General features: G+C 60.7%; 33 protein-coding genes. 12 read left to right on the top strand and 21 right to left on the bottom strand.

Annotation, left to right across the window (positions count from 1 at the left end; translation table 11 throughout):
- Positions 1-4: 4 nt before the first annotated feature.
- The 6 genes from AB7E19_RS15420 to AB7E19_RS15395 all read right to left on the bottom strand — a co-directional run bounded on the left by AB7E19_RS15420 (position 5) and on the right by AB7E19_RS15395 (position 4,453).
- Positions 5-691: a phage virion morphogenesis protein gene (locus AB7E19_RS15420; RefSeq protein ID WP_427935823.1), complete on the bottom strand. Its 687-nt coding sequence runs from the start codon at positions 689-691 to the stop codon at positions 5-7.
- On the bottom strand, positions 691-1,212 hold the full coding sequence (locus tag AB7E19_RS15415) for a phage tail protein (protein WP_427935821.1): 522 nt from the start codon (positions 1,210-1,212) through the stop codon (positions 691-693). Before AB7E19_RS15415 ends, AB7E19_RS15420 begins: the two co-directional genes overlap by 1 nt.
- Positions 1,209-1,682: a head completion/stabilization protein gene (locus AB7E19_RS15410; RefSeq protein ID WP_139737781.1), complete on the bottom strand. Its 474-nt coding sequence runs from the start codon at positions 1,680-1,682 to the stop codon at positions 1,209-1,211. Before AB7E19_RS15410 ends, AB7E19_RS15415 begins: the two co-directional genes overlap by 4 nt.
- A 116-nt stretch (positions 1,683-1,798) precedes the next feature.
- Entirely contained in the window at positions 1,799-2,524 is a 726-nt protein-coding gene (locus AB7E19_RS15405) for a terminase endonuclease subunit (protein WP_427935819.1), read from the bottom strand.
- A gap of 3 nt (positions 2,525-2,527) precedes the next feature.
- A complete protein-coding gene (locus tag AB7E19_RS15400) occupies positions 2,528-3,577 on the bottom strand; it encodes a phage major capsid protein, P2 family (RefSeq protein ID WP_427935817.1) in 1,050 nt (349 codons plus the stop codon).
- 9 nt (positions 3,578-3,586) lie between these two features.
- Entirely contained in the window at positions 3,587-4,453 is an 867-nt protein-coding gene (locus AB7E19_RS15395) for a GPO family capsid scaffolding protein (RefSeq protein WP_427935815.1), read from the bottom strand.
- 175 nt (positions 4,454-4,628) lie between these two features.
- On the opposite strand from AB7E19_RS15395, the gene AB7E19_RS15390 reads away from it, so the two are divergent.
- The 5 genes from AB7E19_RS15390 to AB7E19_RS15370 all read left to right on the top strand — a co-directional run bounded on the left by AB7E19_RS15390 (position 4,629) and on the right by AB7E19_RS15370 (position 10,517).
- Entirely contained in the window at positions 4,629-6,443 is a 1,815-nt protein-coding gene (locus AB7E19_RS15390; protein WP_427935813.1) for a terminase ATPase subunit family protein, read from the top strand.
- Positions 6,440-7,453 carry a phage portal protein gene (locus tag AB7E19_RS15385; protein WP_427935811.1) on the top strand — a complete coding sequence of 338 codons (1,014 nt, stop codon included), beginning with the start codon at positions 6,440-6,442 and terminating at the stop codon, positions 7,451-7,453. The genes AB7E19_RS15390 and AB7E19_RS15385 overlap by 4 nt, the downstream gene beginning before the upstream one ends.
- A 65-nt stretch (positions 7,454-7,518) precedes the next feature.
- The gene (locus AB7E19_RS15380) at positions 7,519-7,770 is read left to right on the top strand and encodes an ogr/Delta-like zinc finger family protein (protein ID WP_139737128.1); all 252 of its coding nucleotides are present in this window, start codon (positions 7,519-7,521) and stop codon (positions 7,768-7,770) included.
- 391 nt (positions 7,771-8,161) lie between these two features.
- Entirely contained in the window at positions 8,162-9,652 is a 1,491-nt protein-coding gene (locus AB7E19_RS15375; RefSeq protein WP_427935809.1) for a SulP family inorganic anion transporter, read from the top strand.
- 19 nt (positions 9,653-9,671) lie between these two features.
- Positions 9,672-10,517, top strand: a complete 846-nt coding sequence (locus AB7E19_RS15370) for a universal stress protein (protein WP_427935807.1) — start codon at positions 9,672-9,674, stop codon at positions 10,515-10,517.
- A 124-nt stretch (positions 10,518-10,641) separates the two neighbouring features.
- Here AB7E19_RS15370 and AB7E19_RS15365 read toward each other — a convergent pair whose 3' ends face one another.
- From AB7E19_RS15365 to AB7E19_RS15315, 11 genes are all read right to left on the bottom strand, one after another.
- Positions 10,642-11,115 (bottom strand): hypothetical protein, encoded by a 474-nt coding sequence (locus tag AB7E19_RS15365; RefSeq protein WP_427935805.1) that lies wholly within the window; start codon positions 11,113-11,115, stop codon positions 10,642-10,644.
- Between the two features lie 2 nt (positions 11,116-11,117).
- Positions 11,118-13,451 carry a replication endonuclease gene (locus AB7E19_RS15360; RefSeq protein ID WP_427935803.1) on the bottom strand — a complete coding sequence of 778 codons (2,334 nt, stop codon included), beginning with the start codon at positions 13,449-13,451 and terminating at the stop codon, positions 11,118-11,120.
- Positions 13,448-13,705: a hypothetical protein gene (locus AB7E19_RS15355; RefSeq protein ID WP_427935801.1), complete on the bottom strand. Its 258-nt coding sequence runs from the start codon at positions 13,703-13,705 to the stop codon at positions 13,448-13,450. Before AB7E19_RS15355 ends, AB7E19_RS15360 begins: the two co-directional genes overlap by 4 nt.
- The gene (locus tag AB7E19_RS15350; protein WP_427935799.1) at positions 13,702-14,016 is read right to left on the bottom strand and encodes a hypothetical protein; all 315 of its coding nucleotides are present in this window, start codon (positions 14,014-14,016) and stop codon (positions 13,702-13,704) included. Before AB7E19_RS15350 ends, AB7E19_RS15355 begins: the two co-directional genes overlap by 4 nt.
- Entirely contained in the window at positions 14,013-14,222 is a 210-nt protein-coding gene (locus AB7E19_RS15345; protein WP_427935797.1) for a hypothetical protein, read from the bottom strand. Before AB7E19_RS15345 ends, AB7E19_RS15350 begins: the two co-directional genes overlap by 4 nt.
- The gene (locus AB7E19_RS15340) at positions 14,219-14,410 is read right to left on the bottom strand and encodes a hypothetical protein (protein ID WP_427935795.1); all 192 of its coding nucleotides are present in this window, start codon (positions 14,408-14,410) and stop codon (positions 14,219-14,221) included. Before AB7E19_RS15340 ends, AB7E19_RS15345 begins: the two co-directional genes overlap by 4 nt.
- The gene (locus tag AB7E19_RS15335; RefSeq protein ID WP_427935793.1) at positions 14,407-14,580 is read right to left on the bottom strand and encodes a hypothetical protein; all 174 of its coding nucleotides are present in this window, start codon (positions 14,578-14,580) and stop codon (positions 14,407-14,409) included. Before AB7E19_RS15335 ends, AB7E19_RS15340 begins: the two co-directional genes overlap by 4 nt.
- Before the next feature lie 2 nt (positions 14,581-14,582).
- Positions 14,583-14,759, bottom strand: a complete 177-nt coding sequence (locus AB7E19_RS15330; RefSeq protein ID WP_157737146.1) for a hypothetical protein — start codon at positions 14,757-14,759, stop codon at positions 14,583-14,585.
- Positions 14,760-14,827: 68 nt separating this feature from the next.
- On the bottom strand, positions 14,828-15,286 hold the full coding sequence (locus tag AB7E19_RS15325; protein ID WP_427935791.1) for a hypothetical protein: 459 nt from the start codon (positions 15,284-15,286) through the stop codon (positions 14,828-14,830).
- Positions 15,287-15,296: 10 nt separating this feature from the next.
- Entirely contained in the window at positions 15,297-15,806 is a 510-nt protein-coding gene (locus tag AB7E19_RS15320) for a phage regulatory CII family protein (RefSeq protein ID WP_427935789.1), read from the bottom strand.
- 29 nt (positions 15,807-15,835) lie between these two features.
- Positions 15,836-16,051, bottom strand: coding sequence for a bacteriophage protein (locus AB7E19_RS15315; RefSeq protein WP_041214446.1), 216 nt, complete (start codon positions 16,049-16,051; stop codon positions 15,836-15,838).
- 138 nt (positions 16,052-16,189) lie between these two features.
- Between AB7E19_RS15315 and AB7E19_RS15310 the strand changes: the two genes are divergently transcribed.
- Both AB7E19_RS15310 and AB7E19_RS15305 read left to right on the top strand, forming a co-directional pair.
- On the top strand, positions 16,190-16,906 hold the full coding sequence (locus tag AB7E19_RS15310; RefSeq protein ID WP_427935787.1) for a LexA family transcriptional regulator: 717 nt from the start codon (positions 16,190-16,192) through the stop codon (positions 16,904-16,906).
- 14 nt (positions 16,907-16,920) lie between these two features.
- Positions 16,921-17,973, top strand: a complete 1,053-nt coding sequence (locus tag AB7E19_RS15305; RefSeq protein ID WP_427935785.1) for a site-specific integrase — start codon at positions 16,921-16,923, stop codon at positions 17,971-17,973.
- 97 nt (positions 17,974-18,070) lie between these two features.
- On the opposite strand, the gene AB7E19_RS15300 is transcribed toward AB7E19_RS15305, so the two are convergent.
- The 3 genes from AB7E19_RS15300 to AB7E19_RS15290 form a co-directional block, all read right to left on the bottom strand.
- Positions 18,071-18,250 (bottom strand): hypothetical protein, encoded by a 180-nt coding sequence (locus AB7E19_RS15300; protein ID WP_427935783.1) that lies wholly within the window; start codon positions 18,248-18,250, stop codon positions 18,071-18,073.
- Between the two features lie 272 nt (positions 18,251-18,522).
- Positions 18,523-19,044 carry a hypothetical protein gene (locus AB7E19_RS15295; protein WP_427935781.1) on the bottom strand — a complete coding sequence of 174 codons (522 nt, stop codon included), beginning with the start codon at positions 19,042-19,044 and terminating at the stop codon, positions 18,523-18,525.
- 505 nt (positions 19,045-19,549) lie between these two features.
- Positions 19,550-19,918 carry a VOC family protein gene (locus AB7E19_RS15290; protein ID WP_042864472.1) on the bottom strand — a complete coding sequence of 123 codons (369 nt, stop codon included), beginning with the start codon at positions 19,916-19,918 and terminating at the stop codon, positions 19,550-19,552.
- Positions 19,919-20,451: 533 nt separating this feature from the next.
- Between AB7E19_RS15290 and amt the strand changes: the two genes are divergently transcribed.
- The 4 genes from amt (at position 20,452) to AB7E19_RS15270 (ending at position 24,415) form a co-directional block, all read left to right on the top strand.
- Positions 20,452-21,879: an ammonium transporter gene (gene amt / locus AB7E19_RS15285; RefSeq protein WP_257709928.1), complete on the top strand. Its 1,428-nt coding sequence runs from the start codon at positions 20,452-20,454 to the stop codon at positions 21,877-21,879.
- Positions 21,880-22,110: 231 nt separating this feature from the next.
- A complete protein-coding gene (gene rlmD / locus AB7E19_RS15280) occupies positions 22,111-23,463 on the top strand; it encodes a 23S rRNA (uracil(1939)-C(5))-methyltransferase RlmD (RefSeq protein ID WP_214003114.1) in 1,353 nt (450 codons plus the stop codon).
- Between the two features lie 188 nt (positions 23,464-23,651).
- Positions 23,652-24,161, top strand: coding sequence for a GNAT family N-acetyltransferase (locus AB7E19_RS15275; protein ID WP_174722089.1), 510 nt, complete (start codon positions 23,652-23,654; stop codon positions 24,159-24,161).
- 83 nt (positions 24,162-24,244) lie between these two features.
- Entirely contained in the window at positions 24,245-24,415 is a 171-nt protein-coding gene (locus tag AB7E19_RS15270) for a DUF5363 domain-containing protein (RefSeq protein WP_223933189.1), read from the top strand.
- On the opposite strand, the gene tppF is transcribed toward AB7E19_RS15270, so the two are convergent.
- The gene (gene tppF / locus AB7E19_RS15265) at positions 24,384-24,998 is read right to left on the bottom strand and encodes a type IVa pilus pseudopilin TppF (RefSeq protein ID WP_029313748.1); all 615 of its coding nucleotides are present in this window, start codon (positions 24,996-24,998) and stop codon (positions 24,384-24,386) included. The two genes, AB7E19_RS15270 and tppF, sit on opposite strands and share 32 nt — an antisense overlap.
- Positions 24,999-25,038: 40 nt before the next feature.
- Between tppF and AB7E19_RS15260 the strand changes: the two genes are divergently transcribed.
- Positions 25,039-25,827: a TatD family hydrolase gene (locus tag AB7E19_RS15260; RefSeq protein WP_323891693.1), complete on the top strand. Its 789-nt coding sequence runs from the start codon at positions 25,039-25,041 to the stop codon at positions 25,825-25,827.
- Positions 25,828-25,889: the final 62 nt, after the last annotated feature.

Raw genomic sequence — 25,889 nt, 5'->3', positions numbered from 1 at the left:
GCCGTTATTTCCCCTTCATGTCTTGCTTGTTGACGTCCCAGCCGTAATCGATGCTCTGCAGGGCGCGGGCGAAGGCCTGTTGCCGCTGTCTGGCATTGGCGCCCAGGAACGGGCGCGCCGGCAGATGGATTTCCCAGCTCTCGGCCGCCGGTTCGTCCTTGAGCTTCTTGATGAGCAACCCCGCCTGGGCGTAGTTGAGGTGGCCGGTGATCCAGCCGAGTGAGGCCGAGCGGTATGAGCGCTTGCGCTGACCGGGGCGCTTGAACCCGAGCTCCCGCAACTTGCGGGCCTGCGCCTTGGTGGCCTGCTTGTGCTTGCCGCCTTCACTGGGGGCGATGCGTCGCCGGCTGGCGGCAGTCACCTTGTAGGTGTGCCCCTTCTGATGGGTGTTGGCGATGACCCCGGCGTGGGCGCTCATGGTGCCTTTCTTGAACCCGACCTCGGCCATGTCCTGGCGCGGCTCGTGGATCACCAGCAGCTTGGGCAGGCCGCGCAACATCTTGCGTTTGCCCCGCTTGCGAGGGGCCCAGGCATTGCCGTTGGGGTCTTGCTGCTGGCGCACGTGACGGGCGGCCAGCTTCTTCATCTCGTTGGCGGCGCGCCATACCAGGCGCTTGCGCTGCTTGGGCGGCAGGGCCAGCAGGTTGAGCTGGTCTTTGCCGCGACGGGTGTCCAGGGTGATGGTGATCATTAGAGGCCGCCTACCTGGTGAGCGCCGGAATCACCCACGTTCAGGTCAATCTGCTCGGCCACCCAGATGTCATAGGGAGCCACGTTCCAGCGCTTGCCGAGCCAGTTGATGGGCCCTTGCGGGTGCTCGATAAGACGGAGCGGCTCGGCGAAGGGGAGCTGGATCTCGAGGTCGGCCGTCTGCTCGTCGTTCGGAGTGACGGCGTATTCGGGATCGGGCAGGTCAAGCTGCCCGCGCACCTCGTCGTGCTCCTGCACCCAGGCGGCGACGGCCGCCAACAGAATGGCCGGATCCAGCTCCCGAAACGGCAACTGCTCGATGGTGAACACCGCCTGATAGGTGAGCCAGGCCACGTCCACCCCGGTGGGCCCCATGTTCCTGGGTTCGAGCTTGATGGTGCCGTTCTCCATCCAGCTATCCAGGCGCTTGTGGCACTTGGCTGGCAGCACCCGCAACAACTCGGTGTGGAGCGCCTGCAGGAAGTAGCCCTGGGCCTGCTGCTCGTTCATGGCCGCGTTCATATCAGCGACACTCCCGCCCGGTGCTTGCCCTTGATGCTGCGCACCAGTTGCTGGCTCTCGGCCAGCAACTGGGCGCGCTGGTCCGGGGAGCGCTCCACCTGGTTGTTGGCGGTGGCCCGCTCGGTGACGCTGGCGAACTCCGGCAACAAGGCGGCCTTGGCGCGGGCAAAGACGGCGGCCAGGTACTGCTCGGTCAGGGCGTTTCTGCCGGAGTCAGCGCCATCGTCAAGGCTCGGACCCGGTACGGCGGCGGCACTGGCATAACCCTTGGCCTGCAGGGCGGCCTGGTGGCTGGCGAGCTGCAGGTTTATTTCAGAGACTGCGGCCAGCAAGGCGGCGCCGGTTGTCTGCTGGTCCAGATCGGCAGGCAGGGCGCGACGGCGCTCGAAGTCGGCGACGGCCACATCCGGCCAGAACCCGTCATTGCGGATAGTGGCGGCGCTGTAGTCGATGTCCTTGCCTGCAAACATGGCTTGCCTCGCTGGTTGAATGGGTGCACCCCTGAAGCCACGCAATTGCCGCAGAGTTAACCAGAGGCTGCTCATGGCATTCGCGCCGGGGTGCGACGGCGCGGAGAGTCGGTTCGTTATTCGGGATTGAGCGCCCGCAGGCGCATGGCAATCTTCTGGCGCAAGGTGCCGACGCCCACCTTGCCGTGCAGCTTCTCGGCCTGGGCCAGCCAGTGGTCGGCCTGCTCCAGGGTGGCGCTGTCCCCCACGGCGCTTGGGCGGGGCTGGCCGTCGTGGACGCGCAGCAGCAGGCAACCCGCCGCCTTGAACCACTTGGCGGTCAGCCGCTCGTTGAGGCGCCAGTCATTGCGTACCTTGTCGAACACCCGGGAGAACCAGGGCTCGACGGCATGCCCCTCGGCCGCCTGCTTCTCGGCCCACTCCAGCACGGTGTCGGCCACGAAGTGGGCCCAGTCGCGCTTGATGTTGGCCGGGGTACGTTGGCCCTGGACAATGGCAAGATCCGCCCAGGCGATTCCGGCGTCGAAGTCGCCGACGTCGAAGGCCCAGATGATGAGGCGCTGGAACAGCTCGTTCTGATAGGGCTGGCCGGACTCGCTGACGGCGGCCAGATAGCGCTCCACATAGGGGCGGTATTTGGGCATCAGCTCATCGCGTTTCATGTTCACCCGATCCCCGATGCGGGCCAGCTTGCGCAGCCGGACCATGTCCTGCTCCAGGGCAATCAGCTGCAGGTGCAGGCTGTCGGCCACCGCGCCGGTGGCGACGCCTGAGCTGGCGGTCTGTTGGGCCCCCTGCACGGCGTGCACGCGCTGCTTGTGACGTTGACCGGGTGAGCTCATGGCTTAGGCCTCGGGGGCAGCCGGCGCGGCGCCGATCTCGATGTCGGCTTCCTCAAAGCCGCCATAGGCCAGGTGCTCGCCGAGGGCATAGCCTTCCATACGCCAGTACTGGTTATCGAAGCACTTGCGATCCTGGTTATCGTCCGCCTTGCGCTTGCGGGTGCCGCGCTGGGTGTAGATGTGCAGGTTGTCCAGGGTGGTGACCACCATCCGCCTGCCCGGGAAGAAGGGCGGGATGTAGGCGCGGCGCCCTGCGATGGACTCGGACAGCTTCTGGGCGGCGATCTGCTCGCTCGGCTTGGTGGCCTCGCTGTAGAGCTTGGCCTGGGCGGCAGCGATGAGGTCGGTACCGACCAGCACCACCAGACGTGGGTCCTGGCGGAACAGGGGATCGATGGTGGTGTTGATAAGGTCGGAGGCCATCTCGTCCAGGGTCTTGTAATCCCCCTTGCCGTCCGGGTCGAAGTAGATCTTCTCGCCGGCCTTGGCCTTGATGATCTGGCTGCCGCCGTTCCATTCGCGGGCGATCTGGTGCCAGCCCTTGTTGACGTCTTCCCCCAGCGGGTGCTCGGCGGGATCGGTATCGGCGGCCGCTTCCACGCCGTTCCAGCCGACCCGCAGCATATCCAGGGCAAATGCCTTGTTGATGAAATCACCCACCAGGCGCAGGAACTCGCCCTCGCTGCCGGCGTTGGCCCAGACGCACAGGGTCGCCCAGTCCAGCGAAGCGCAGGAGTCAGTCTCGGTCAGCTCGTAGGTGTTGCCATCGACGCCGATCTTGCCGTTGAAGCGGCCGTTCTTCTTGCGGCCGGTGAACAGCTTACCGATGCCAACCTGCACCACCTGACCCTTGATCTGATCCACATCCAGACAGGTGATGAGGCCGAGGAACTCGACGGAAGCGAGCAGGGCGGCGCGCAGGCCGGTTTCCACCGGGCCGGTGACGCTGAACTGTTTGGCCAGGGCGTTGACGGGGATGCCATAGGCCTTGGCCAGGGCATTGCTGTATTGCTCCAGGCGCTGCATGGCCTGGACGGTAAGGGTCTGGCTCACGGTCGCTCCTTAATAGACTGCGGGGGTATCGTCACCGCCGAGGGCGCCCGGGCGCTGGCCCGGTTTCTCGACGGAGAACTGGTCGATCTTGCCGTTCAGCTCGCCGAACTTGTCGGTCAGGCTGACCAGGGTCTGCTCCAGCTTGCTGAACTGTTCGGCCGTGATGTCGGTCTTGCCGCCATCGGTGTTCACTTCAGGAGCCGGATCAGGCTTGGCGTCCGGCTTGGCTTCCAGCTTGGCGCTGAAGCCATCGATCTTGGTGCCAAGGCCATTGAGGGCCCCCAGCATCTGATCGAACTGTTCTTTGGTCATTTCCTCATCCTCGGGTTGGCTGGGGGTAGGTTGGGGGGCTTGCTCGCCGTGGCTGGCCAGGAAGCTGAAAAACTTGGCGATCAGGCCATCGGCCTTCTCGTGCTTGGGCAGCTTGAACATGGAGAGATCCAGCGGCTCGCTGGTGCCGATGACCTGACCCTTGTTGCTGTTGCTGAACTTGAGATGGGTGGTGCCTGTGCTGGCAGGCTGGTCGGTGACGCCGAGGCCCAGCAGGTAGGTGCGGCCCAGATCGGCGAAGTTCTCGAAGGGCTCGATGGAGCAGAACTGATACTGGCCGCTCTGGTTCCAGTAGATGAGATCCCGATTCGGGCAGAGGATGGCGAACAGCTTGAATTTGCCATCCACCTCTTCGGTCTTGAGCGCCTGTACGGTGCCATAGCTGGACCAACGATCATGATCGGGCCAGATGACGGCGGTGTAATAGGTCGGGTCGTAGGTCTCGGCCATGTCGGTGAGCCAGTCGCGGGTAATGTCCCGCCCGTCCACCGCTTTGCCTTCGGTGGCGATACAGACCCAGCCAGTTCTCAAGGTTGATTCGTTCATGCCTGCTCCCAAGTGATGCGGGCTCAGGCTATCGGGTCGGCAAGGGGGTTTCACGCTATGGTGTTCGGCGGGATTCGGATCCAGCAGGAAATCCGAATTGCTCAGAACATCAGTGGGATAAGTGGGGGGAGGGGGCTGGCTATGATGGCGCCATCATTCACCGGATGGAGGCGCCGTGGCGTACCCCGAAGAGATCCGCAATGCGGCGAAGGGACTCTACCTTAAACGATGGACACCCCAGGAGATCAAGGACGAACTGGGGCTTAACTCCTGTCGCATCATCTACTACTGGGCCGAAAAGCTCGGCTGGCGCGACCTGCTGACCGAGGAAGCGGTCGAGGATGCCATCAATCGCCGGGTGCAGGTGTTGCTACACCGGGAGAAGAAAACCCCGGGCGAGCAGGAGGAGCTGGACCGGCTCATCGGCCACCATGTCAGCCTCAAAGAGAAGGCGCTCAAGTGGGCCGAGCGCGAGCAGGCCCTCAAGGCCCAGCGGGCGGAGGGGAGTGAACCCGGGCCCAGCCGTGGCAAGCGTGAGCAAAGCCGCCAGGCAGGCGGCAGTCGCAAGGGCGGCAAGAAGGCCAAGAACGAGATCGGGCACCTGACGGCCGATGACTTTGCCGAGTGGCTGGGCACCCTGTTCGGCTATCAGTTGCGGGTGCGGGAGGCCAAGAACGACCCGGCGCTGCCGCGTACCCGCAACATCTTGAAGTCACGCCAGATCGGCATGACCTACTACTTCGCCGGCGAGGCGCTGGAAGATGCCATTCTGACGGGCGGCAACCAGATCTTCCTGTCCGCGACCCGGGCCCAGGCGGAGGTGTTTCGCTCCTACATCTGCAAGATTGCCCAGACCTTCCTGGGGGTCACCCTGACCGGTAACCCCATCGTGCTGTCGAACGGGGCCGAGCTGCACTTTTGCTCAACCAACTCCAACAGCGCCCAATCCCGCTCCGGCAACGTCTACATCGACGAATACTTCTGGATCCCCAACTTCGAGAAGCTCTCGGACGTGGCCAGTGCCATGGCGACCCAGAGCCACTGGCGCAAGACCTACTTCTCGACCCCGTCGAGCAAGGTGCACGAGGCGTACCGCTTCTGGACCGGGGATCGCTGGAAGGGGCAGCGCCCGAGCCGGGTGGCCATCGACTTCCCGGGCGAAGAGGAGTTGCGCGACGGTGGCCGCGTCTGCCCGGACAGGCAGTGGCGCTACGTCATCACCATCGAGGATGCCATTCGCCTCGGTTGCCACCTCATCGACATCGAGGAGCTCAAGGACGAGTACCCGGAGGAGGTGTTCGACCGCCTCTACATGTGCCGGTTTATCGACGATGCCCTGTCGGTGTTCAAGTTCCAGGACATGGAGCGGGCAGGGGTGGACCCGACCCGGTGGGAGGACTATAAGCCCGGTCGCCCCGATCCGTTTGGCCGGCGCGAGGTGTGGCTGGGATATGACCCGAGCCGTACTCGCGACAACGCCACCCTGGTGGTGGTTGCCCCGCCCACGGTCGCCGGTGAGCGCTTCCGGGTGCTGGAAAAGCACTACTGGCGCGGGCTCAACTTCCAGTTCCAGGCACAGGAGATCACCCGCATCGCCAAGAAATTCCGGGTCACGTATCTCGGGGTCGACGTCTCCGGCATCGGCGCCGGGGTGTTTGACCTCTTGAAGCCGGTGTTCAAAGGGGTATGCCACCCCATCAATTACAGCATCGAGAGCAAGTCGCGGTTGGTCCTCAAGATGATCGATGTGGTGGAGGCGAATCGCATCGAGTGGGACAGCTCGGATCGGGATATTCCGCTTGCGTTCCTCGCCATCAAGCGCAGCACCACCGGCGGTGGCCAGATGACGTTCCGCGCCGCCCGGGACAATGTGACCGGTCACGCCGACGTGTTTTTTGCCATCGCCCATGCCGTTGCGAACGAGCCCCTTGATACCCACCGCAAACGCAAATCCACCTGGGCAACCAGCCAGGAGAAGAAGGCAGCATGACCAAGCGACAGAAACAACAACCGGCCCAGGCGGCCACCTCACCCAACCGTAGCGCCGTGGCCTTCAGCATGCCGGAGGCCATCGACCCCACGGCCTGGATGACCGATTACACCGGGGTTTTTTACAACCCCTATGGGGAATACTACCAGCCGCCTATCGACCGCAAGGGGCTGGCCAAGGTAGCCAGGGCCAACGCCCACCATGGGGCCATCCTGATGGCACGCCGCAACATGGTGGCGGGTCGCTTCACTAACCAGCGCGCCACCATTACGGCGTTTGTGCACAACTACCTGCAATTTGGTGATGGGGGGTTGCTCAAGCTGCGCAACAGTTTCGGCCAAGTGGTGGGGCTGCACCCGCTCTCGAGCGTCTACCTGCGTCGGCGCGAGGATGGCTGCTTTGTTTATTTGCAGCATGGCAAGCCAAACCTGATCTACCGCCCGGAGGATGTGATCTGGCTGGCCCAGTACGATCCCGAGCAGCAGGTCTATGGCATGCCCGATTACCTGGGCGGCCTGCAGTCGGCCCTGCTCAACCAGGATGCCACCCTGTTTCGGCGTAAATACTTCCTCAACGGTGCCCACATGGGGTTCATCTTCTACGCGACCGACCCGAACATGGACGATGACACCGAGGAGGAGATGAAGGAGATGATCGCGAACTCCAAGGGGGTGGGGAACTTCCGCTCGATGTTCGTGAACATTCCCGATGGCAAGCCCGATGGCATCAAGCTGATCCCTGTGGGGGACATTGCGACCAAGGACGAGTTCGCGGCCATCAAGGGGATCACTTCCCAGGATGTGCTGACGGCGCACCGCTTTCCGGCGGCGCTGGCCGGTATCATTCCAATCAACGGGGGCGGGCTCGGGGATCCCGAGAAATACGACGCCACTTATTCCAGGAACGAGGTGCTGCCGTTGTGTGAGCTGGTGCAAGACGCCATCAACAGCGCAGGCCTGCCCCGGGCGCTGTGGGTCAAGTTTCGAGAAGCGATAGGAGCTGCTGTATAAAAACACAGTCTTATTGGTGTAAGATACAACCTGGTGATTGAGATCTCGATTTATCAGGAGGGGTGATGCGGGTTTTTTGCAAAGAGTGTGGCCAGCGAGGCCGTATTACCAAGACCAATCGGCTGAGCGATGAGGTCTCCGATCTCTATTGCCAGTGCACTGATGCCGAGTGTGGCCACAGCTGGGTGGCCACCTTGTCGTTCGCCCACACGCTGAGTCCTTCAGCCAGGACTACGAACCAGTTGGTACTAGGGTTGATAGGTGCACTGACACCTGAGGGGCGGCAGATAGTATTAGATGGCCTGGGCATTAAGTAGAGCTCTGATATCAAAGCATTTCAAATGTTTCAGCGAGGCAGCTCGCTATGGAATTGCTTCTTTTCAGAGTGAATTACGGCGAGCAAGAATTTCATGTGTAGTTAGTGCAAAACGCAAATTGTGATGTTAGCCATTCTACTTTCATAGAACCGATATACCTGATAGGATGCGGCCCCTATGATTAATAAACGCACTCTGGCGTGACTGTAACGCCGCCCTAATCCCCTCCCTCTGCGGCTCCTGCCGCCTGACTCTGGTTATCATGACCGGAGCGTTTTTCTACACCTGTTCAATCCCAATACAACAATCTGATCCTGCCCGAACTCCATCTGACGCCCAAGTCGGTGGATGTTCTGTGCTATGGATTCTCAACAAGCGAGAAAATCCCCTAATGCTAGAACGTGCAAGACAAGAGTGGTTCTCTAATATCCGTGGTGACCTTTTAGCCGGAATCGTTGTGGCCCTAGCCCTCATCCCGGAGGCCATTGCATTCTCCATCATCGCTGGCGTCGATCCGAAGGTCGGCCTCTATGCCTCCTTCTGTATCGCCGTGGTCATCGCCTTTGTCGGCGGTCGCCCAGGCATGATCTCGGCAGCCACAGGCGCTATGGCGCTCTTGATGGTGACCCTGGTTAAAGAGCACGGCCTGCAATATCTGCTGGCCGCTACCCTGCTCACCGGGGTACTCCAGATCGTAGCGGGTTACCTGAAACTGGGTAGCCTGATGCGGTTTGTCTCCCGCTCGGTGGTGACCGGCTTCGTCAATGCGTTAGCGATCCTCATCTTTATGGCCCAACTACCAGAGCTCACCAATGTCACTTGGCAGGTCTATGCCATGACAGCAGCTGGCCTTGGCATCATCTATCTGTTCCCACTTATTCCGGTGGTGGGCAAGCTGGTGCCTTCACCGTTGCTCTGCATCGTCATCCTGACGGCAGTCGCCATCACCATGGGCATAGATATCCGCACCGTAGGGGACATGGGCGAGCTGCCTGATACCCTGCCTATCTTCCTGTGGCCGGAGGTGCCGCTCAATCTGGAGACGCTGGCCATCATCTTCCCATATTCCGCTGGTTTGGCTGTGGTCGGTCTGCTCGAATCCATGATGACGGCTGCCATCGTTGATGACCTGACCGATACCCAGAGCGACCGCAATCGCGAATGCAAGGGTCAGGGGATTGCCAATATCGGCGCGGGCCTGATGGGCGGCATGGCGGGTTGCGCCATGATTGGCCAGTCCATCATCAACATCAAATCTGGTGGCCGTGGCCGCCTCTCTACCTTTGTCGCTGGCACCCTGCTCATCCTGATGGTGGTCTTCATGGATGAGTGGATCCGCCAAATTCCCATGGCGGCCCTGGTGGCCGTGATGATCATGGTTTCTATCGGGACGTTCTCCTGGGATTCACTGCGCAATCTCAAAAAACACCCGCTCTCCACCAATATCGTGATGGTTGCAACGGTGGCTGTGGTGGTCGCTACCCATAACCTGGCGCTCGGGGTATTTGTCGGGGTACTGCTCGCCTCCCTATTCTTTGCCAACAAGGTTGCCCGTTTCATGCTGGTCAAGAGCGACAGCGAGCGCAATGGTGAGGTGCGCACCTATCAGATTCGGGGCCAGGTGTTCTTCGCCAGTGCCGAGCAATTCTTTGCCGGATTTGACTTCAAGGAAGTGGTAGAGAAGGTGGTGATCGATCTCACTCATGCCCACTTCTGGGACATCACTGCCGTCACAGCACTGGACAAGGTGGTCATCAAGTTCCGCCGTGAAGGCACCGACGTAGAACTGATTGGTTTGAACGAGGCAAGCGCCACCATCGTTGACCGCTTTGGTGTTCACGACAAACCGGAAGAAGTTGAAAAGCTGCTGGCTGGACACTGATCACAAGAAGGAATTTATCATGACAAAGATTTTTGCATGTATCGATGGCTCTCCAGCCATGACAGCCGTGTGTGATGCAGCGGCATGGGCCGCTACCAACACCGGGTTACCCGTCACTCTGCTGCACGTATTGGAAAAGAACGAGTTTGAAGGACAAGCTGATCTCTCCGGCAATATCGGCTTGGGCAGTCGCGAGCATCTGCTCAAGGAGCTCGCCGAGCTGGATCACCAACGTAGCCGTCTTGCCCATGAACAGGGGCGGATGCTGCTCAACAGCGGCAAGGAGTATCTTGCTGACTTGGGCATGGCAGGAGTCGAGACCCTGCAACGCCACGGCCAGCTGGTAGAGACGACCCAGGAGCTCTCATCCGGTATGCGGATGTTGATCATGGGCAAACAGGGCACGGCCCATGCCCACGACCTGATTGGCAGCAATATCGAGAACGTCATCCGCACTCTGCCCAACCCCATCATGGTTGTGCAGCCAGGCTTTCAGGCCCCAAGCCGCTTCCTGTTTGCCTATGACGCAAGCCCGACCGCCAAGAAAATGCTGGAGTTGATCGCAAGCAGCCCGCTGCTCAAGGGACTGGAGTGTGACATGGTGATGGTTGCTGAACCGACGGATGAACACGAACGCCAGCTGGCACAAGCCAAGCAGGTGCTGAAAAGTGCGGGCATCAGAGTTGATGCGATGCTGCTGCAAGGGGATGTTGTGCCGGTAATTTGCCAGCATGCTACCGAGGTGGGCTGCGACCTTATCGTTATGGGGGCCTATGGTCACTCACGGATTAGACAGTTCATCGTGGGCAGTACTACCACAGGTATAGTGAAAACCACTCAGGCATCAGTATTGCTGTTGAGATAATGTTGCTTCGGATGTGAAAACATGGGGAGGTAACGCCTCCCCTTATTATTTCCAATGAGCAGGTATCGGTTGCAGATGCTTAGTTCCCCTGTCCCCCTGACTGGCAGTCTCTATCCTCCACAAGTTAGCGGTGGTCAGCCACTACCTGGTGCAGTGCTGGCCGGTATGTTGGGTTGAGCTGTGCGGCGGCGCCCGGGTTGGCAAGGTCGGTGGCGCTGCCCGGTGCAATAAAGAGGGTGCGGCCAGTGAGGGCGCACCGGATGGTGCCGCTCTGATCGATGGCCACGGGAGTGAGCCCTTCCACGATATGGCGGCGGCCAATAGCGCGGCCATCTGCGGTCAGTACTGGCACGGTGGGGCGATTGGCCTTGGCCTGAAATGGGTTCGGTATGTCGCCAACGATGGTCGGCAGGGCCAGCGATGTTGGGCGAGGGTGGCGGCGGCGCAGAATGGCGCACGCCACGGCCTGCTGTTTACCCTTGAGCACCCCCACCCACTGGCTGATCTCGTTGGCTGGCCAGCGCTGCTGGAGAATGCAGGTCACCCGGTTATCCAGGTGGCGGTACTCTTCGCGGCTGACGGTCTGTTTGCTACTCATGTTCATGCCCACTCCTCGTTGTAGTCGTTCTGTTCCTGCATCCACTCCGGCGCATCCAGCCCTTCCAGCACGCGCCACATCTCGGACTGATAGGGCTCCGGCAGCATCTCTATCCAGCTGCGGGTACCGGCGTGGCCCTGGGTCTGGTAAACCTTGCCGCAAAGTTCAACCAGCATCGGCCAGTCCTGATCGCCTTCCGGTACCGCGAACTCATCCGGTTGGCCCTGTTCGGCTGGCTGCTGGCCTTCTGGTTGCCAATCCGGCTCGCTCGGGATCGCCCGGCTCGATTGCACCTGGCCGTTCTCCAGCCAGAGGGTGAAGCCGTCTGCGCTGATGTTGGCGCCTGAGCGTAAACGCCTGATAGAGAAGGGAGATAAACCCCATTGCTCTGCCATCAACTGATCCGCGAACGCCTCAGGATCCGGCTGCGTACAGTTATTGTCAGAGCTCCAAGGTGCCGGGCTGTCGCCCGTCTTAACCCCAACCCCCCAAGCCGAACCCCTGGCGGCCTTGGTGGCCTCATAGGTGCCTGCTGGCACCACTTCCCAACCCATAAGGCGCGTGCGCACCCCCAGGCGAGCGGAGTGCAGCCCCATCAGTCGCTTGATGTCTTCGCCGTAAGCGTTGGCCTGTTCCTCGATGAGGTGGGCCAGCTTGATGGGGTGCTCTGCACGGGTGGCTAGTGCCCCGCCCATGGCTTCGAGGTAGCAGCGAAAGATGGCGTTATCGGCGGCATAGCGGGCAGCCTCAAAGCGCGGGTCTTGCAACACTGGCTTGGGTGGCCCCACCAGATCGCCATTCTTCTTGGCGTTGCTGATGCGGCGCAGCTCGCGCCATACCCCGACCGGTGCGCCGCCGATCTGCTGGAAGGTGCGGATCCCCCACCAACTGGCCCACGAGCAAGCATGCAGAGCGCCTTGGTCGGCTGGGGTGTTCGCTTCCTCATCGTCACCGACATAGGCACCGTCGATGTTCTTGGCGATGTACTTGGCGAGATAACCGGTCGCATCACCCTTGGCCGGGTCGATCATCTTCCAGTCGAACCGGGGCGTGATATCGGTAAAGGTGGGGGCGGCCATGGGGACCCGCACCAGCTCTGCCTTGTCGTCGGTCAGGGCGTAGTGCTGCAGGGTGCTGATCACCTTATTGCGGTCTGACGGGCGCATAAACAGCAGCATGTGCCAGTGTGGGGTACCGTCATGGTGCGGCTCGCACACTCGAAAGCCGTAGACAGGTAAATCATTGCGTTTGAGTGAGGCGCGGGTCAGGCTCCACAGCTTGGCCAGATAGGCGCAGGTTTCGCGCGGGGTCGAGCCCTGGTACTTGTCGTTCTCGATGGTCTTGCCGTTGCGGCCTGTCTTCCAGGCATGGAAGCGGCTCGGGGCTGTCCAGGTGAAGAACACCCCCACATGACCCTGCTCCTCGGCGTAGTCTTCAAAGCCACGCATTCTGGTCATCATCTCGTTACGGCGGTTGACCGGGTTGGATATGCTGGCCTCCCAGCAATCCTTCATCGAGATCACCAGGTCATGCTGGCCGTTCATCACTTCTGTTTCGGTCAGCCAGCGCATCATGGCCCGCTTGCGCTCGCGTACCACTGTCATGGTGGCGTTCGAGACATAGGCGGAGACCCCCTTACGCACCTTGCCCAGCAGGATGGCGATGTGCTCTTGCAGCCGATCCCAGCAGCGGTTTACGCGCCTCTCCCACCACTTGGCGGAGAGCAGGCGCACCATGACGCTCATGATCCAGTTATCCCGCGCCTCTCTGGTTCTGAAGTCCGGCATCTTGCCGATGAACCCCCACTGGTCGGCAGGCTGCTTGATGGCTTCCCATGTCTCCATCAGATCCAGTTCACCGGCGGTGCTATTCTGCTCGATGTTCTTCCAGATGGCGGCGGTCTGGTTGGCGAACTGGTGGGCTACCCGCTTGCGTCCGTCGTCGTCGCGCAGGTGCTGGGCATCGACCGGCAGCGCCATCACCAGGGAGCGGACCCACTTCACCCGCTCCCGCAGCCAGATGTTTGCGCTGCGGCAGTTGCGGGTGGTGCCATCTTTGCGGCGGCGCACGTATTGCTTGAACAGCACCTGGGTGAACTGCATGGAGAGGCCATCGAGCAGTTGCACCGCCCAGACCAGATCGGATTCACCAGGGGCGCCAACAAAGGCGGCTTCCAGCTTGGTGCCCGGCATGGTGTTGGCGAGGGCATCGATGCGAGCCTTGAGGGTCTTTTTCGACAGCGGTAGCTGGTTACGTTTTGGCGTTGGCAGACGGCTGATGGCAAAACCAAATTGGCCAGCCTCGGCGGCTGGCCCTGTTTTTTGTTGGTTGTTCATTGGTGATTGCTACCCGACAGCTCTTTGATGTTGTTCCGGAAGTAGTCCAGGGTGCGGCGGGCATGCCCGGCCATCTTTCTGGCTGCGACACACTGGCGCAGGGTCAGGGAGACCGTACAGCGTGGGCGAGGGGATAGCCGACGCATTGCCAGCAGGTCGAGCTGGTAGCTGCGCAGGCGGGCCTCGTCGCCCATCAGGGTGTCGAACCATCTATCCACACGGGTTTGCAGGTCGGAGATCAGGCGATGGCTCATTTGATGGTCTCCCCCAGCCCGTGAATCGGTGCGCAGTCGGCCCACCACTCGGCTATTTCTCTCGCCAGCGCGACTTCACCGCTACCCAGCGCCAGCCAGTACACGGCGCGGATGGCGCCAAGGGCCAGCAGCTCCTGGGTGATGTTTCTGTTTCTCGTTGCGTCGCTGCCCGAGGTGTTGAACTCCTCCTGTGCCGCTTCCCAGTGCTTGGTCAGCGGGCTGACTGGCGCCGGCGGTTGCATATGGGCAGTGCCCGCTTCTGTGGTGCCCTGGTTATCCAGCGGGGCTTCCAGTTCAAACAGGTCTGTCATGCCTCATCCCCCATCACTGAGTCGTCATCGAGCAGATCCGCTGGGCGGCTGGTCACGACCAGTTGCACCTGGATGTACTCGTCACCGGAGTAGAGCTCGCCCAGGGCGATGCGGTTTTCCTGCTCGCCGGTGGCCAGCAGCTCGGTCAGCAGCGGCAGTACGGCCTGCTCTGCCCGGCGGGCGATGTGAATTGCGTCGATGCTCATGCCTGGGCCCTTCGGTTCATGGTGTGGAATAGCTGGTGCCAGCGCAGTTGCTGGCGGGCCTGTTCGCGCAGATTGCGGCCCTCTGGGCCTCGCCTGGTGGTGTAGGTCTTCGCCCTGATGCGGTGCGGCAGATCGGCCAAGTCGGCCAGTGCTGCCTGCCGGGTAATGGGGGGGAACAACTTTTTCATGCCACCCCCTCGATGATGCGAATGGCGCCTGAGAGCATGCGCTCCATGCGGGCGTACCCGTTCTGGCCGCGCAGCCAGGTGGTGCCGCAGTTGGTGTAACCCTGCTGCACCAGGTAGGCGCTGGCGGCCTTGATGGTCGGTTCGGTGTGACGAGTGATAACGGCGGTCATGATCAGATCCCCCCACGGCTGTTGACGCATGACCAGACCGCACGCCAGGCCATGGCGGCCGGGCGTTCTACTGCATGGATCAGGTCAGGGCTGGAGTTGTAGCGTTGACCCAGGCGGGCCAGCTTGCGGTTTTGCAGGCGCAGGTTGCGCACTGTGTCGAGAATGGCTAGAGTTGGCATGTCGATTTTCCTAGTCGATAAGTGACTGATGAAAGCCCCGCGGTGTTCCACCACCTTTGCGGGGTTTTTTATTGCCCGATTGCTCGCGGGCCGCTTTGTGTCATCTGGTTGGCGGCCATGACGGCGCGCTTCATGCGCAGCTTGGCGGCGCGTTCCTTCTTCTCTCTCTCGATATCCCCGATGGGTCGGGTCACTGGCGCTGGGTGCCACACCTTGGTGTCACAGCCGCCGCGAAACTCCCCCTGATACTCCAGGGCGATCACTGCCATCCTTACCGCCTCGCGTTGTGCGTGGGGCTGGGCTGACAAGGTGGCAGTCATCAGCTCGCCTCTTGGCTGGCGTGCGATAGCACAGATGGCCGCTTTCTTGGCCTGACTCATGGCCAGCCAGTCGGTGTCCAGACTGGAGCGAGTTTTGCCGAACAACTCCCTCAGGATCTGGCAGCCGGCGGTGTTCATGGCCACCTGCTCCAGCGGAGTCAGGCCTGCGAGGTTGCGTTCGTCGTGGTTGATTTGCTTCTCTTGCATGGGTTTCCCCTTACATGGTCATGGTTTGCATCAGGATGTCTGATGCGCAGGCGACGGCCGGCACAGCCTGAAAGCGGGCCTCGACGTCGTGGATGAGCAGTGCCAGCGACCCCATGGCGGAGGTCGCCACGCTGATGATGGTATTGCGTTCGGTGCGGGTGACCCGTCCCCGTTCGGCCAGCTCCACCGCACGCATGCCTATACTGGCAACGTCAGCGTTGAGGCGGATTGCCTGATGGGGAAGGGATGGCGCCCGATCGGCGCTGGGGATGGCGATGGCCGTCAGGCCACACTCCAGCAGCATGCCGTCGAACAGGGTTTCGTCCCCGTCGGTGGCGTGGTAGAGCGCGATGAGATCTGCCACGGTCAGGTGATGCGGTTGGTCGGGGTTGAGTTTGTTTCTCAATACCTGGGCATCAATGCCGGCCAACGGGGCAATCGCGCTGATCTCGTGATTGGATTTGAACCTGCTGCATGCAGATTCGAAGTGCGGGTGTTTGCAGTCGCCACTGATAAACATGGTTCTCGCTCCATTGAGTGCCATAGTAATCAGGAGGTTGCAGGGAGGTAGGCGGCTGCCGCGGCTTTGTGGTAGAGCGCGACCATGTTGATCAGGACGCGATGCTTGGGGCCTGCCTTGGGCATGATTTGAAGTTCACCGCAGGCAATCATTTTTCTGACCGTACCTACAGGAATGCCGGTATCGGCGCTATAGCGCTCGATGGTTTTGACTGGTGTGTCGATCTGAAGTGCAATCTCTGACATGATAGAAACCCTTTCACCTATTGCTATTTGCTGTTCTTGGTTGCTCATTGCTTTCTGGCGATTGCATGATTGATCCAAAAAAAGCATTGGTCAAGTGGGTGTCTCTCTATTCTCACTAAAACTTGATGGTGATGACTAATGAATGGTGCGCGCTTACAGGAGATTGCATTCAACCAGTCTGATTTCGTGAAACGGCTTGAAAGGATAATCGGCAATGAACCATTGCGGGCTTTCGCACGCAGGGCCGATATGACTGATGGCGGGTTAAGACGTTATCTACATGAGGGGACCATCCCCCCAGTTGATCGCGCTCTCAATCTGGCGCGTGCAGGAGGCGTCACATTTGAGTGGCTGGTATTTGGCATCGGCGAGACTGGAAGCAGCACTGGAACGAATCTATCTACTTCGCCAGTCTCTGGTGTTCATAGCTCCCTTTTAGCCGATGAGTTCACCACGATTCCCGCCTATCAGGTGTTTGCGAGCGCAGGGCATGGCGCCAATATCACAGACGAAGCACTGGCCGAACCGATGGCGTTCCGTACCGACTGGCTGCGCCGAGAGGGGTTTGACCCGGCCAAGATGGCGGTTATCCGGGCCAAGGGCGACAGCATGGAGCCGACCATCAATGATGGTGATGTGATCCTGGTGCGTTTGAAGAATGGAGAAGCGCCGCGTGATGGTCTCTATGTGCTGCGCCTCGATGGCGGCCTGTTCGTCAAGCGCCTGCAGTTCGATCTGGGCGGGGTGCGCATCATCTCTGACAATCCCCTGTATAAATCCCGCGACCTGAGCAAGGCCGAACTGGCCGAGCTGGATCTGGTCGGCCGCGTAGTCTGGGCCGGGAAGAAGTTTTAGGTTGAAGGTGGACGGTGACAGTCAAAAAGATTGAGGGGCAATCCAAGCCCTGGCGGGCAGACGTGCGCCCTGATGGGGTGAATGGCCCCCGCCTGCGCAAATCCTTTATGACCAAAGGTGAAGCGCTGGCGTGGGAGCGGCACCAACTGATGAACAAGCCCTGGCTTAAAGAGGTCGCCCCTGAGCCCGAATCTGAGCCAGGGGGCCCCCGGTTGCTTGACTTGGTGCACCTCTGGTTTGGTCGCCACGGCCAGACCCTTGCGGATGGTGAGCGGCGGCGTGACAAGTTGGTGTGGCTGTGCGAGGCGCTGGATAACCCACAGGCCAGCGAGTTCACCTCCGAACACTTCTCGGCATATCGAGAGCGTCGGCTAGCTGGCGAACTCTATGTGCCAGGGCAACGCAAGCAGGTAACGCCGACCACCATCAACCGGGAGCAGCTCTATTTGCAGGCGGTGTTCAATGAGCTTGCTCGCCTGGGGGTATGGCACGGCGGTAATCCGTTGGCCGACCTGCGCCAGTACAAGGTGCAGGAGAGCGAGCTGGCCTATCTTTCCCAGGATGAGATCGAGCAATTGCTCGATGCCTGCAAAGAGCAGCGGGATCTGTGGCTTGTCGTGATGCTTTGCCTATCTACCGGCGCCCGCTGGTCGGAGATTGAAAAGGTTAGTCGCTCCCAGATCGGCATGGGGCGAATCACCTTCACCAAGACCAAGGGCAAGCGGAACCGGACTGTTCCCGTGGCTCCCTGGTTACTGGCCATGTTGCCCCGGCGAACTGGACGCCTGTTCGACGATTGCTATGCCGAGTTCGAGAAGGTAATCAGACGGGCTGGCATCACATTGCCCGCAGGCCAAAGCACCCACGTTCTACGGCACACCTTTGCCAGCCACTTCATGATGAACGGTGGCAACATCTTGGTGCTGCAGCGCATCCTCGGCCACACCGACATCAAGATGACGATGCGTTATGCCCACTTCGCGCCCGATCACCTAGAGGACGCCGTGCGGTTGAACCCCATCACGGCGTTGAAGAGTTTCCATAAACAGCAATTCGAGCAAGGTTGATTTAAATATTTGATATTTATCGTTTATTTTAATTTTTATGGTTTTCAAGGTAAAAAAAAAGCACCTGCTAGAGGTGCTTTTTCTTGTCTTGAAAACTTCATGCAGCTTCTTTCGTGCACTTTTTGGGGCCGCTAATCTCAGGACCATTGAACTTGAACTTGTCTTTTTTCAATTCTTGAGCTGCTGCCATTACATGGCCGAGGGCCTCACCCAGGCGGCTGTAAACATCTTGTGCGCCGAGCTTACGTTCTACGGCGCAATGCTGAGTATGTGTCATGTCATGCTCTCTTTTGCGTTGGCCTAAAATTCTGTTACTAACGCATGCTTACTTGATCTGACTTTCTGTCAGTAAAGTCAACCTTTTAATGGTTGTAAAGTGCGTTAGGTCTCTATGAAGGTAACCAACAGTATCTTGCTGATTTGAGTTACTAGATCTGGTAACTCATCTTGGTTACTAGTTTGGGTAAGTGATTTTACACTGAACCAGAGTGATGTCGAGTGATAACTGCACAACGGGAATGTGCTGACTCGATAGGTGCTATCGGCTTCCTAGTCACCTTCAGTAATCCTAGCGAAGGTAGCAGCCAAACCTGCAAGCGACTGATGCATGTCTTGACCATCAACCTGGAAGCCAAACATATGGTAGTAAGCCATGAGTTCTGGTTCAACATCCATGAGTCTTACAGTACTACCACCTACAGCAGCCACATACAGGAAAGATGCGATGATCATCATCTCAAAGACACGGCCTTTCAGTTGATGCTGCTCTTCACGTCTGATGAACGACTCCACAAAGTGCATTTCTAGGGTATCGGTTTCGGGTTTAAAAACCCCCAGAACTGCTGCATTGAGCAGTCTAGTGTCGGACTGTAACTTTAGGGCTACGTCAAAGGACCACTCCATGTTGCCGTACTCTGTCAGTCCAGCTTCCCAGTTTAGGTGTCCGTACCCCCCAGATAAGTAGGCCCAATCGAGCTCATTGATAGGCCCAACTGCGAGCTCTAAGCCCATCTCATCAGTAACAACTTGCATTGCACTTAGGACTGCCGATTTTATCTGGTCTGCATTCATGTAGTTAGGCCGTAAGTTGATGGTTTTTCGATCTTATCACTACTGTGCATACATACAGAAGATCTAGTGAAGGTCAATCATCTCAGATAGATCTCAGTGGAACAAATTTGGCGGTGGTAAGGCGTGCCGTATGTCCATAAAGAGTCCACCCAAGCCCCTCATATTTAGTCATATTTGCCCATACTGAGATTTTTACGTCCTTTGAAATCAGTAAGTTATTGATTTAAATGGCATCCCATCGGTTTCAAAATCCGCCGTAGCAATACGTGTCGGTTCGAGTCCGACCCCGGGCACCATCAAATTCCATGACAAAAGGCCATCCTCGCGGATGGCCTTTTGTTTTTCCGGGCGGTGCGAAGAGGTGTACCCTCAGACCCACAGACCCACAGACCCACAGACCCACAGACCCACAGACCCACAGACCCACAGACCCACAGACCCACAGACCCTCAGACCTTCAGACCCACAGGCTGTCAGGCCATCAGCCTCTCGGACTGCCATCCCCTCAGTCGATGTTCTGCGCGATGCGCCACAGCACGCCTGAGGGGTCGTATAGACAGAACTCCTTCATGCGCCACGGCTGGGTGACGAGCTCCGTGACCCTGACGCCATAGCGGGCGGCGACCTGGCTCGCCTCCACTTGGGCCTGCCAGGCGGCCACGTCCTCCACCAGGAGGTGCATCATGAGCTGCTCGGCCAGCCCCGGGGGGTTGCCATCCTGCAGCAGGAAGCTTGCGTTGCCGAGATGAAAATAGGCCACGCCGTCGCCATCGGAGGCCAGGGTAAAGCCGAGATCCTGATAGAACTGCTTTGACAGCGGGAAATCCCGGGCAGGCACGAAGGCCTTGATTTCGGTCACGTTGAGATTGGGCATGGGCTCCTCGCGGCGCTGGGAACAGGGGATGATGGCTTGCCAGTATGACCGGGCATTTCGGGGCAAGCCAGACGAATGGCGCGCGTTTGCACTCTTATCGTGCTTGTGCCCCTCGGGTGGGGGGATATTGGCCGTCAGCCTCATTTGATTTCACCATGGTATGGCCCATTTCATTTATTTCATAAATACCTTAGCGGGATAGATAAGCCTGCCAAGGTGACATCACCACGGGTTCGCCCCGTCATTGTGAGGCGATTGGGTCATCCTGGTGCATTTTCCCGGCAATGCACAGCCAAAGTGCGATTTTCCCCCTGTAACCGGGCATCGTGCGCCAAGATGGTGCGTGTTGAATGTGATAAAAACATAACACAATGAAATAAAAGGATTATTTTTCTTGGCCTGCTTTATGCTTTCCCCATGTCATGTCGCCATGATGTCTCCGTGAGCCACACAGGTACGGTGGGCAGGTGGCCAGGTTGGAAATGCATATCAGGAAATGGACCCGGATGCCGGGACGACAAGGAGAGGGCTGTATGTTCAAGAGACTCGTAATGACTGGCCTGCTGGCGCTGGCCGCCACCATGGCCGCCCCGGGCTGGGCCGAAGAGGTGGCCGCGCAGGCCGATGTGGTACAGGCGGCCGCGACCGTGACCATCAACAAGGGGGACAATACCTGGCTGATGGTGGCAGCGGCCCTGGTGATCCTGATGTCCGTGCCGGGCCTCGCCCTCTTCTACGGCGGCCTGGTGCGCGCCAAGAACATGCTGAGCGTGCTGATGCAGGTGTTCACCTTGTTCTGCCTCATCACCGTCCTCTGGGTGGTCTACGGCTACTCCCTGGCCTTCACCGAGGGCGGCGCCTTCTACGGCTCCTTCGACAAGGTGCTGTTGATGGGGGTGACGCCGGATTCCATCGCCGCCACCTTCAGCAAGGGGATCGGGATCAGCGAGTTCATCTACGTGGTGTTCCAGGGCGCCTTTGCCGCCATCACCTGCGGGCTCATCGTCGGCGGCTTTGCCGAGCGGATGAAGTTCTCGGCGGTGCTGCTGTTCGCGGTGATCTGGTTCACCTTCGCCTATATCCCGATGGCGCACATGGTGTGGTACTGGGCGGGTCCGGATGCCTACACGGATGCGGCCGCCGCCGAAGCGGCCGGTGCCACCGCAGGCTATCTGTTCCAGCACGGCGCTCTGGACTTCGCCGGCGGCACAGTGGTGCACATCAACGCCGCGGTGGCCGGTCTGGTTGGGGCCTTCATGGTGGGCAAACGGGTTGGCTATGGCCGTGACCCCATGACCCCCCACAGCCTGACCATGACCATGATCGGTGCCGCCCTGCTGTGGTTCGGCTGGTTCGGCTTCAACGCCGGCTCCTCCCTCGAAGCCAACGGCACGGCGGCCCTGGCCTTCGCCAACACCTGGATCGCGCCGGCCGCTGCCGCCCTCTCCTGGACCTTCGCCGAGTGGGCGATGAAGGGCCGTCCCTCCCTGCTTGGCGCCGTGTCCGGTGCGGTGGCGGGCCTGGTCGCCATCACCCCTGCCGCCGGTTTCGTCGGTGTGGGGGGCGCCCTCATCATCGGCCTGCTCAGCGGTGTGGCCGGTTTGTGGGGCGTGCACGGTCTCAAGCGTCTGCTGGGGGCCGATGACAGCCTGGACGTGTTCGGCCTGCACGGGGTGTGCGGGATCCTGGGGGCCGTGCTGACCGGGGTGTTCGCCAGCCCGGATCTGGGCGGCACCGGGGTGTGGGACTATGTGACCAACCAGGTGGCCGAGGGATACTCCATCCTGGCCCAGGTCAAGGTACAGGTCATCGGCGTGGGGGTGACCGTGGTCTGGACCGCCCTGGTCTCGGCCGTGGCCTACAAGCTGGTGGACCTGCTGATCGGTCTGCGGGTGAAGGAAGATGCCGAGCGCGAAGGGCTGGACGTGACCAGCCACGGCGAGAAAGCCTACAGCCATTGATCCTGCTGCCATGAATGTCATACCGCCGGCCCCGTCCGGCGGTTTTTTTATTGGGGCGGACTGGCCAGGCTGCCCGGACCGGGCCGCTGGTGGCCGGGGTCGCTATTTGTGTTTGCGGGGTCTTTTATGCCTGCATTTTGGGCGGATCTCCGCTAAACTCTGCCACCCTTTATTCGGGGTCGCCGGGTCTGCCCCGTCGTCACCCTCTCTTTCATGCCTTCGGAGCCGCTCATGCCGTTAGTGGGACACCAACATCAGATCGATATTCTGGAACTGACCGACAAGGGGGATGGCAAGGGTCGCCTGTTCGATCGCCCCCTGTTTGTCGAGGGTCTGCTGCCCGGTGAGCAGGCGCTGGTCGAGTTGACCGAGGTCAAACCGAACTACCTGCACGGCAAGCTGGTCGAGTTGACCCAGCCCTCTGCCGATCGGGTGGCCGATTTTTGCCCCAACACCGAATGCGGTGGCTGCCAGGTGCGCCCGCTGGCCTATCCGGCCCAGCTTGCCCTCAAGCAGAGCCTGGTGCAGAGCGCCCTGGAGCAGGTCGGGCTGGGTGAGGCCGTGGTCAACCCCATCCTCGGCATGGAGACGCCGTTTGCCTACCGCAACAAGGCCCAGTACGCGGTGCGTGGCAGCGAGGCGGGCGCCGAGATCGGCTTCTACCGCAAGCACTCCCATGACCTCATCACCGCCGATGATTGCGCGGTGCAGGACTCGCTGCACGTGGAGCTCAATGCCCGGGTACGCAACTGGATGCGCGAGCACGACATCGCGGCCTATGACGAGGTGGCCCACACCGGCTGCGTGCGCAACCTGATGACCCGCAAGGGCTTCAAGAGCGGCGAGCTGATGGTGGTGCTGGTGACCCTGGGCGAAGCGCTGCCGTTCGAAACCGAGCTGCTGGCGGCCCTGGCGGATCTGCCGGTCACCACCCTGGTGCAGAACATCAACGAGGTGCGTACCAACCGCATCCTGGGTGACAAGAACCGGGTGCTGCTGGGCAGCGGTGTGATCCGCGACAAGATCCACGAGCTCGAATTCGAGATCTCGCCCCTCTCTTTCTTCCAGAACAACCCGAGCCAGACCGACGTGCTCTACTCCAAGGCGCTGGAGTATTGCGAGCTGACCGGCAGCGAGACGGTGTTCGACATCTATTGCGGCATCGGCACCATCTCCCTGTTCCTGGCAGGCAAGGCCGCCAAGGTGGTGGGGATCGAGTCGGTGGAGAGCGCCATCAGCGACGCCCGTCGCAATGCGGCCCTCAACGGCATCGAGCAGACCGAGTTCCACGTGGGCAAGGCGGAGCAGCTGATGCCTGCCCTGCATGCCGACGGGGTGAGTGCCGACGTGGTGGTGATGGATCCGCCCCGCAAGGGCTGTGACAAGGCGGTATTGCAGACCCTGGTGGCCATGGCGCCGCGCCGTCTGGTCTATGTCTCCTGCAACCCCCAGACCCTGGCCCGGGATCTCGCCTGGCTGGTCAAGCAGGGCTTCGTGCTGGACGAGGTGCAGCCGGTGGACATGTTCCCGCACTCCATGCACGTGGAAGCGGTTGCTCGCCTGAGCCTGCCTGCCAAGGCCTGATCGTCGCTCGGGATCTTCCCCTCGCGCGATGCAGGTGGAAGTGGTCGCCTGCCTGAGCCTGCCAGCGAAAGCCTGATCGGGCCGAGGGCGTGGCGTTAGCCAGATGGCTCTGATAAAAACGACTCCTGAGGGAGTCGTTTTTTTTATGGTCGTGGTCGGCAGAGCCACCAGGCAGGGAGGTCGGCGTGATGATTCGTATGGCAGGGGTGGAGGATGCGGCGGTGCTGGATCGCTTCTTCGGGCAACTGGACAGGGAGACCCGCTTCATGCTGTATGAAGCGGGAGAGCGCCCCTCGGACATCGAGGGGCAGCGCAGGCGGCTCGAGGCCATGGCCGCGGCTCCCAATCAGGCCATGTGGCTGCTGGAGCTGGCGGGGGAGGTGCAAGGGTTTGCCGCGCTCCTTGGTGGCGGCCTGGCACGCAACCGCCACTGCGCCCTGGTGGTGATGGGACTGCGTTCGGGGGCGCGCGGGCAGGGATGGGGGGAACGGTTGCTGCGTACCCTGATCGCGACCGCGAGGGATCTCGGTATCCACCGGCTGGAGCTGGGAGTGATGGCCCACAACGAGGTGGCCCACGCCTTGTATCGCAAGTGCGGGTTCGTGGAGGAAGGGGTGAGACGGCAGGCCTATCGGCTGGACGAGGGCTATGTGGACGAGATTGCCATGGGGCTGCTGCTGCCGCTGGACAGGCCATGACGCCGCTGGCCCCGAGAGGCTGGTTCGGCGCGCGCGATTGAGGCAGGCTGTATCGGGAGAATAATAGAGACAAGGAGGCGCCCATGAAGGGGATATTGCTGCGTTGGCTGGCTCGCTACGATGCCTGGTGCCAGGAGTGGGGACTCACACCGGAGAACCGGCGCTGCTGCGCGCCGGTACGCCATGATGAAGAGGAGAAGCGCCCGGACAAGGGCGACGACTTCACTGGAACTGGCGGGTCACGGCGCCAGTGACGCTGTTGTAGTCGAACGAGAGCCCGTCGGGGTATGCCGGGAAGCGGCCCACGGAGCTGCGCAGGGTATAGCGGCAGTTGTCGTGACGAAGGGCGCCGTCAGCCTGAGCGTCTGCCGGGATGAGCCGGGAGATGTAGTCACTGTCTGAATCCTGGTGCAACTCATCGGCCACCGTCAGATCGGTATCGAGCAGGGCGCCAAACAGGCTCTCGCAGTCGTCCCGGCTGCTGACGGAGATCTGATCGCTGTCGCCACCGGGGAAGACGGTATCGGGCCCCTGACCTCCCTGGTCCTCCTTGGTGCCCACCGGCCAGCCATGGCTGTTGATGTCGAGATCCTGCCTGCCCATGCCGCTAAAGTTGTAGAGTGCCAGGGGCTCCCCCTTTACCTTGACCGCCCAGCCGGCGTGGGCGAGCCGGGCGGCACTGGCAAAGCTGCCCGCCGTGGCCGAGACGCTGCTCTTGAGCCCGTCGTCCTGGATGTTGATGAAGCGGGGCAGGGCGGTCACGGCCAGGATCCCCAGCACGATGATGACCAGCACCAGTTCTATCAGGGTAAAGCCTCGGGAAACGTGTGTTGGCATGGAATGAACCCATTGAGTACGACAGACAGGTAAGCGCGACATGGAATTGATAGACACCCACTGCCACCTCGATTTTCCGGTCTTTGACGCCGATAGGGAGGCGCTGCTGACCCGGTGGCGCCAGCTGGGGGTGGGCGAGTATATCATCCCCGCCGTGGGAGAGGAAAACTGGGGGCGGGTGATGGCGCTGGCCGGGCGCCACGACGACATCCGCTATGGCCTGGGGATCCATCCCTGGTATGTGGGCAAGCAGCCCCGGGATGTACTGACCCGGCTGGAGACCCTGCTGGCGAGTCGGCCCCGTGGGCTGGTGGCCGTGGGGGAGTGCGGGCTGGATCTGCGCTCCCATGTGCCGCAGGAGGGGCAGGTCGAGATGTTCGAGGCGCAGGTGCGGCTGGCCATGGCGCATGAGCTGCCCCTCATCGTCCACTCGGTGCGTGCCAACGACACGGTCACCAAGATCCTGCGGCGCTTCACTCCGCCACAAGGGGGGGTCATTCACGCCTTCAGCGGTTCCCTGCATCAGGCGGAGGTGTTCTGGCAACTGGGTTTCAGGCTGGGGATCGGGGGGGTCATCAGCTATGAGCGGGCCAACAAGACCCGGGAGGCGATACGCCAGATGCCGCTGGAGGCCTTGCTGCTGGAAACCGACGCTCCCGACATGCCGCTGCAAGGCCAGCAGGGGGAGGTGAACACGCCGGCCAGCCTGCCGACCATAGCCCGCTTGTTGGCACAATTGCGGCAGCAACCGCTGGAGGATGTTATTTCGGTGTTACATGACTCCACCCGGCGGCTGTTCCCCCCAGGAAATCATGAAATTAACATTTGATTATCAAATGATGACCGAGTGATAAAAAACAGGGCCCATAAAAATCGTTTGCGGTCTAATTA

Origin of the sequence: Aeromonas sp. (assembly GCF_050252055.1) — a bacterium.
Taxonomy (GTDB): domain Bacteria; phylum Pseudomonadota; class Gammaproteobacteria; order Enterobacterales; family Aeromonadaceae; genus Aeromonas; species Aeromonas caviae.
This window is presented reverse-complemented; position numbering and strand designations above follow the sequence as displayed.

What these genes read in the sequence shown, in the direction of transcription:
- AB7E19_RS15355 (WP_427935801.1), bottom strand. Translation starts at nt 13,705, where the DNA reads ATGAGCCATCGCCTGATCTCCGACCTGCAAACCCGTGTGGATAGATGG.
- AB7E19_RS15415 (WP_427935821.1), bottom strand. Translation starts at nt 1,212, where the DNA reads ATGAACGCGGCCATGAACGAGCAGCAGGCCCAGGGCTACTTCCTGCAG.
- AB7E19_RS15310 (WP_427935787.1), top strand. Translation starts at nt 16,190, where the DNA reads ATGAATGGTGCGCGCTTACAGGAGATTGCATTCAACCAGTCTGATTTC.
- AB7E19_RS15380 (WP_139737128.1), top strand. Translation starts at nt 7,519, where the DNA reads ATGCGGGTTTTTTGCAAAGAGTGTGGCCAGCGAGGCCGTATTACCAAG.
- AB7E19_RS15420 (WP_427935823.1), bottom strand. Translation starts at nt 691, where the DNA reads ATGATCACCATCACCCTGGACACCCGTCGCGGCAAAGACCAGCTCAAC.
- AB7E19_RS15405 (WP_427935819.1), bottom strand. Translation starts at nt 2,524, where the DNA reads ATGAGCTCACCCGGTCAACGTCACAAGCAGCGCGTGCACGCCGTGCAG.
- AB7E19_RS15275 (WP_174722089.1), top strand. Translation starts at nt 23,652, where the DNA reads ATGATTCGTATGGCAGGGGTGGAGGATGCGGCGGTGCTGGATCGCTTC.
- AB7E19_RS15295 (WP_427935781.1), bottom strand. Translation starts at nt 19,044, where the DNA reads ATGAATGCAGACCAGATAAAATCGGCAGTCCTAAGTGCAATGCAAGTT.
- AB7E19_RS15300 (WP_427935783.1), bottom strand. Translation starts at nt 18,250, where the DNA reads ATGACACATACTCAGCATTGCGCCGTAGAACGTAAGCTCGGCGCACAA.
- AB7E19_RS15350 (WP_427935799.1), bottom strand. Translation starts at nt 14,016, where the DNA reads ATGACAGACCTGTTTGAACTGGAAGCCCCGCTGGATAACCAGGGCACC.
- AB7E19_RS15270 (WP_223933189.1), top strand. Translation starts at nt 24,245, where the DNA reads ATGAAGGGGATATTGCTGCGTTGGCTGGCTCGCTACGATGCCTGGTGC.
- AB7E19_RS15360 (WP_427935803.1), bottom strand. Translation starts at nt 13,451, where the DNA reads ATGAACAACCAACAAAAAACAGGGCCAGCCGCCGAGGCTGGCCAATTT.
- rlmD (WP_214003114.1), top strand. Translation starts at nt 22,111, where the DNA reads ATGCCGTTAGTGGGACACCAACATCAGATCGATATTCTGGAACTGACC.
- AB7E19_RS15370 (WP_427935807.1), top strand. Translation starts at nt 9,672, where the DNA reads ATGACAAAGATTTTTGCATGTATCGATGGCTCTCCAGCCATGACAGCC.
- AB7E19_RS15315 (WP_041214446.1), bottom strand. Translation starts at nt 16,051, where the DNA reads ATGTCAGAGATTGCACTTCAGATCGACACACCAGTCAAAACCATCGAG.
- AB7E19_RS15330 (WP_157737146.1), bottom strand. Translation starts at nt 14,759, where the DNA reads ATGCCAACTCTAGCCATTCTCGACACAGTGCGCAACCTGCGCCTGCAA.
- AB7E19_RS15260 (WP_323891693.1), top strand. Translation starts at nt 25,039, where the DNA reads ATGGAATTGATAGACACCCACTGCCACCTCGATTTTCCGGTCTTTGAC.
- AB7E19_RS15410 (WP_139737781.1), bottom strand. Translation starts at nt 1,682, where the DNA reads ATGTTTGCAGGCAAGGACATCGACTACAGCGCCGCCACTATCCGCAAT.
- AB7E19_RS15365 (WP_427935805.1), bottom strand. Translation starts at nt 11,115, where the DNA reads ATGAGTAGCAAACAGACCGTCAGCCGCGAAGAGTACCGCCACCTGGAT.
- AB7E19_RS15320 (WP_427935789.1), bottom strand. Translation starts at nt 15,806, where the DNA reads ATGTTTATCAGTGGCGACTGCAAACACCCGCACTTCGAATCTGCATGC.
- AB7E19_RS15345 (WP_427935797.1), bottom strand. Translation starts at nt 14,222, where the DNA reads ATGAGCATCGACGCAATTCACATCGCCCGCCGGGCAGAGCAGGCCGTA.
- amt (WP_257709928.1), top strand. Translation starts at nt 20,452, where the DNA reads ATGTTCAAGAGACTCGTAATGACTGGCCTGCTGGCGCTGGCCGCCACC.
- AB7E19_RS15335 (WP_427935793.1), bottom strand. Translation starts at nt 14,580, where the DNA reads ATGACCGCCGTTATCACTCGTCACACCGAACCGACCATCAAGGCCGCC.
- AB7E19_RS15375 (WP_427935809.1), top strand. Translation starts at nt 8,162, where the DNA reads ATGCTAGAACGTGCAAGACAAGAGTGGTTCTCTAATATCCGTGGTGAC.
- AB7E19_RS15325 (WP_427935791.1), bottom strand. Translation starts at nt 15,286, where the DNA reads ATGCAAGAGAAGCAAATCAACCACGACGAACGCAACCTCGCAGGCCTG.
- AB7E19_RS15395 (WP_427935815.1), bottom strand. Translation starts at nt 4,453, where the DNA reads ATGAACGAATCAACCTTGAGAACTGGCTGGGTCTGTATCGCCACCGAA.
- AB7E19_RS15385 (WP_427935811.1), top strand. Translation starts at nt 6,440, where the DNA reads ATGACCAAGCGACAGAAACAACAACCGGCCCAGGCGGCCACCTCACCC.
- AB7E19_RS15340 (WP_427935795.1), bottom strand. Translation starts at nt 14,410, where the DNA reads ATGAAAAAGTTGTTCCCCCCCATTACCCGGCAGGCAGCACTGGCCGAC.
- tppF (WP_029313748.1), bottom strand. Translation starts at nt 24,998, where the DNA reads ATGCCAACACACGTTTCCCGAGGCTTTACCCTGATAGAACTGGTGCTG.
- AB7E19_RS15290 (WP_042864472.1), bottom strand. Translation starts at nt 19,918, where the DNA reads ATGCCCAATCTCAACGTGACCGAAATCAAGGCCTTCGTGCCTGCCCGG.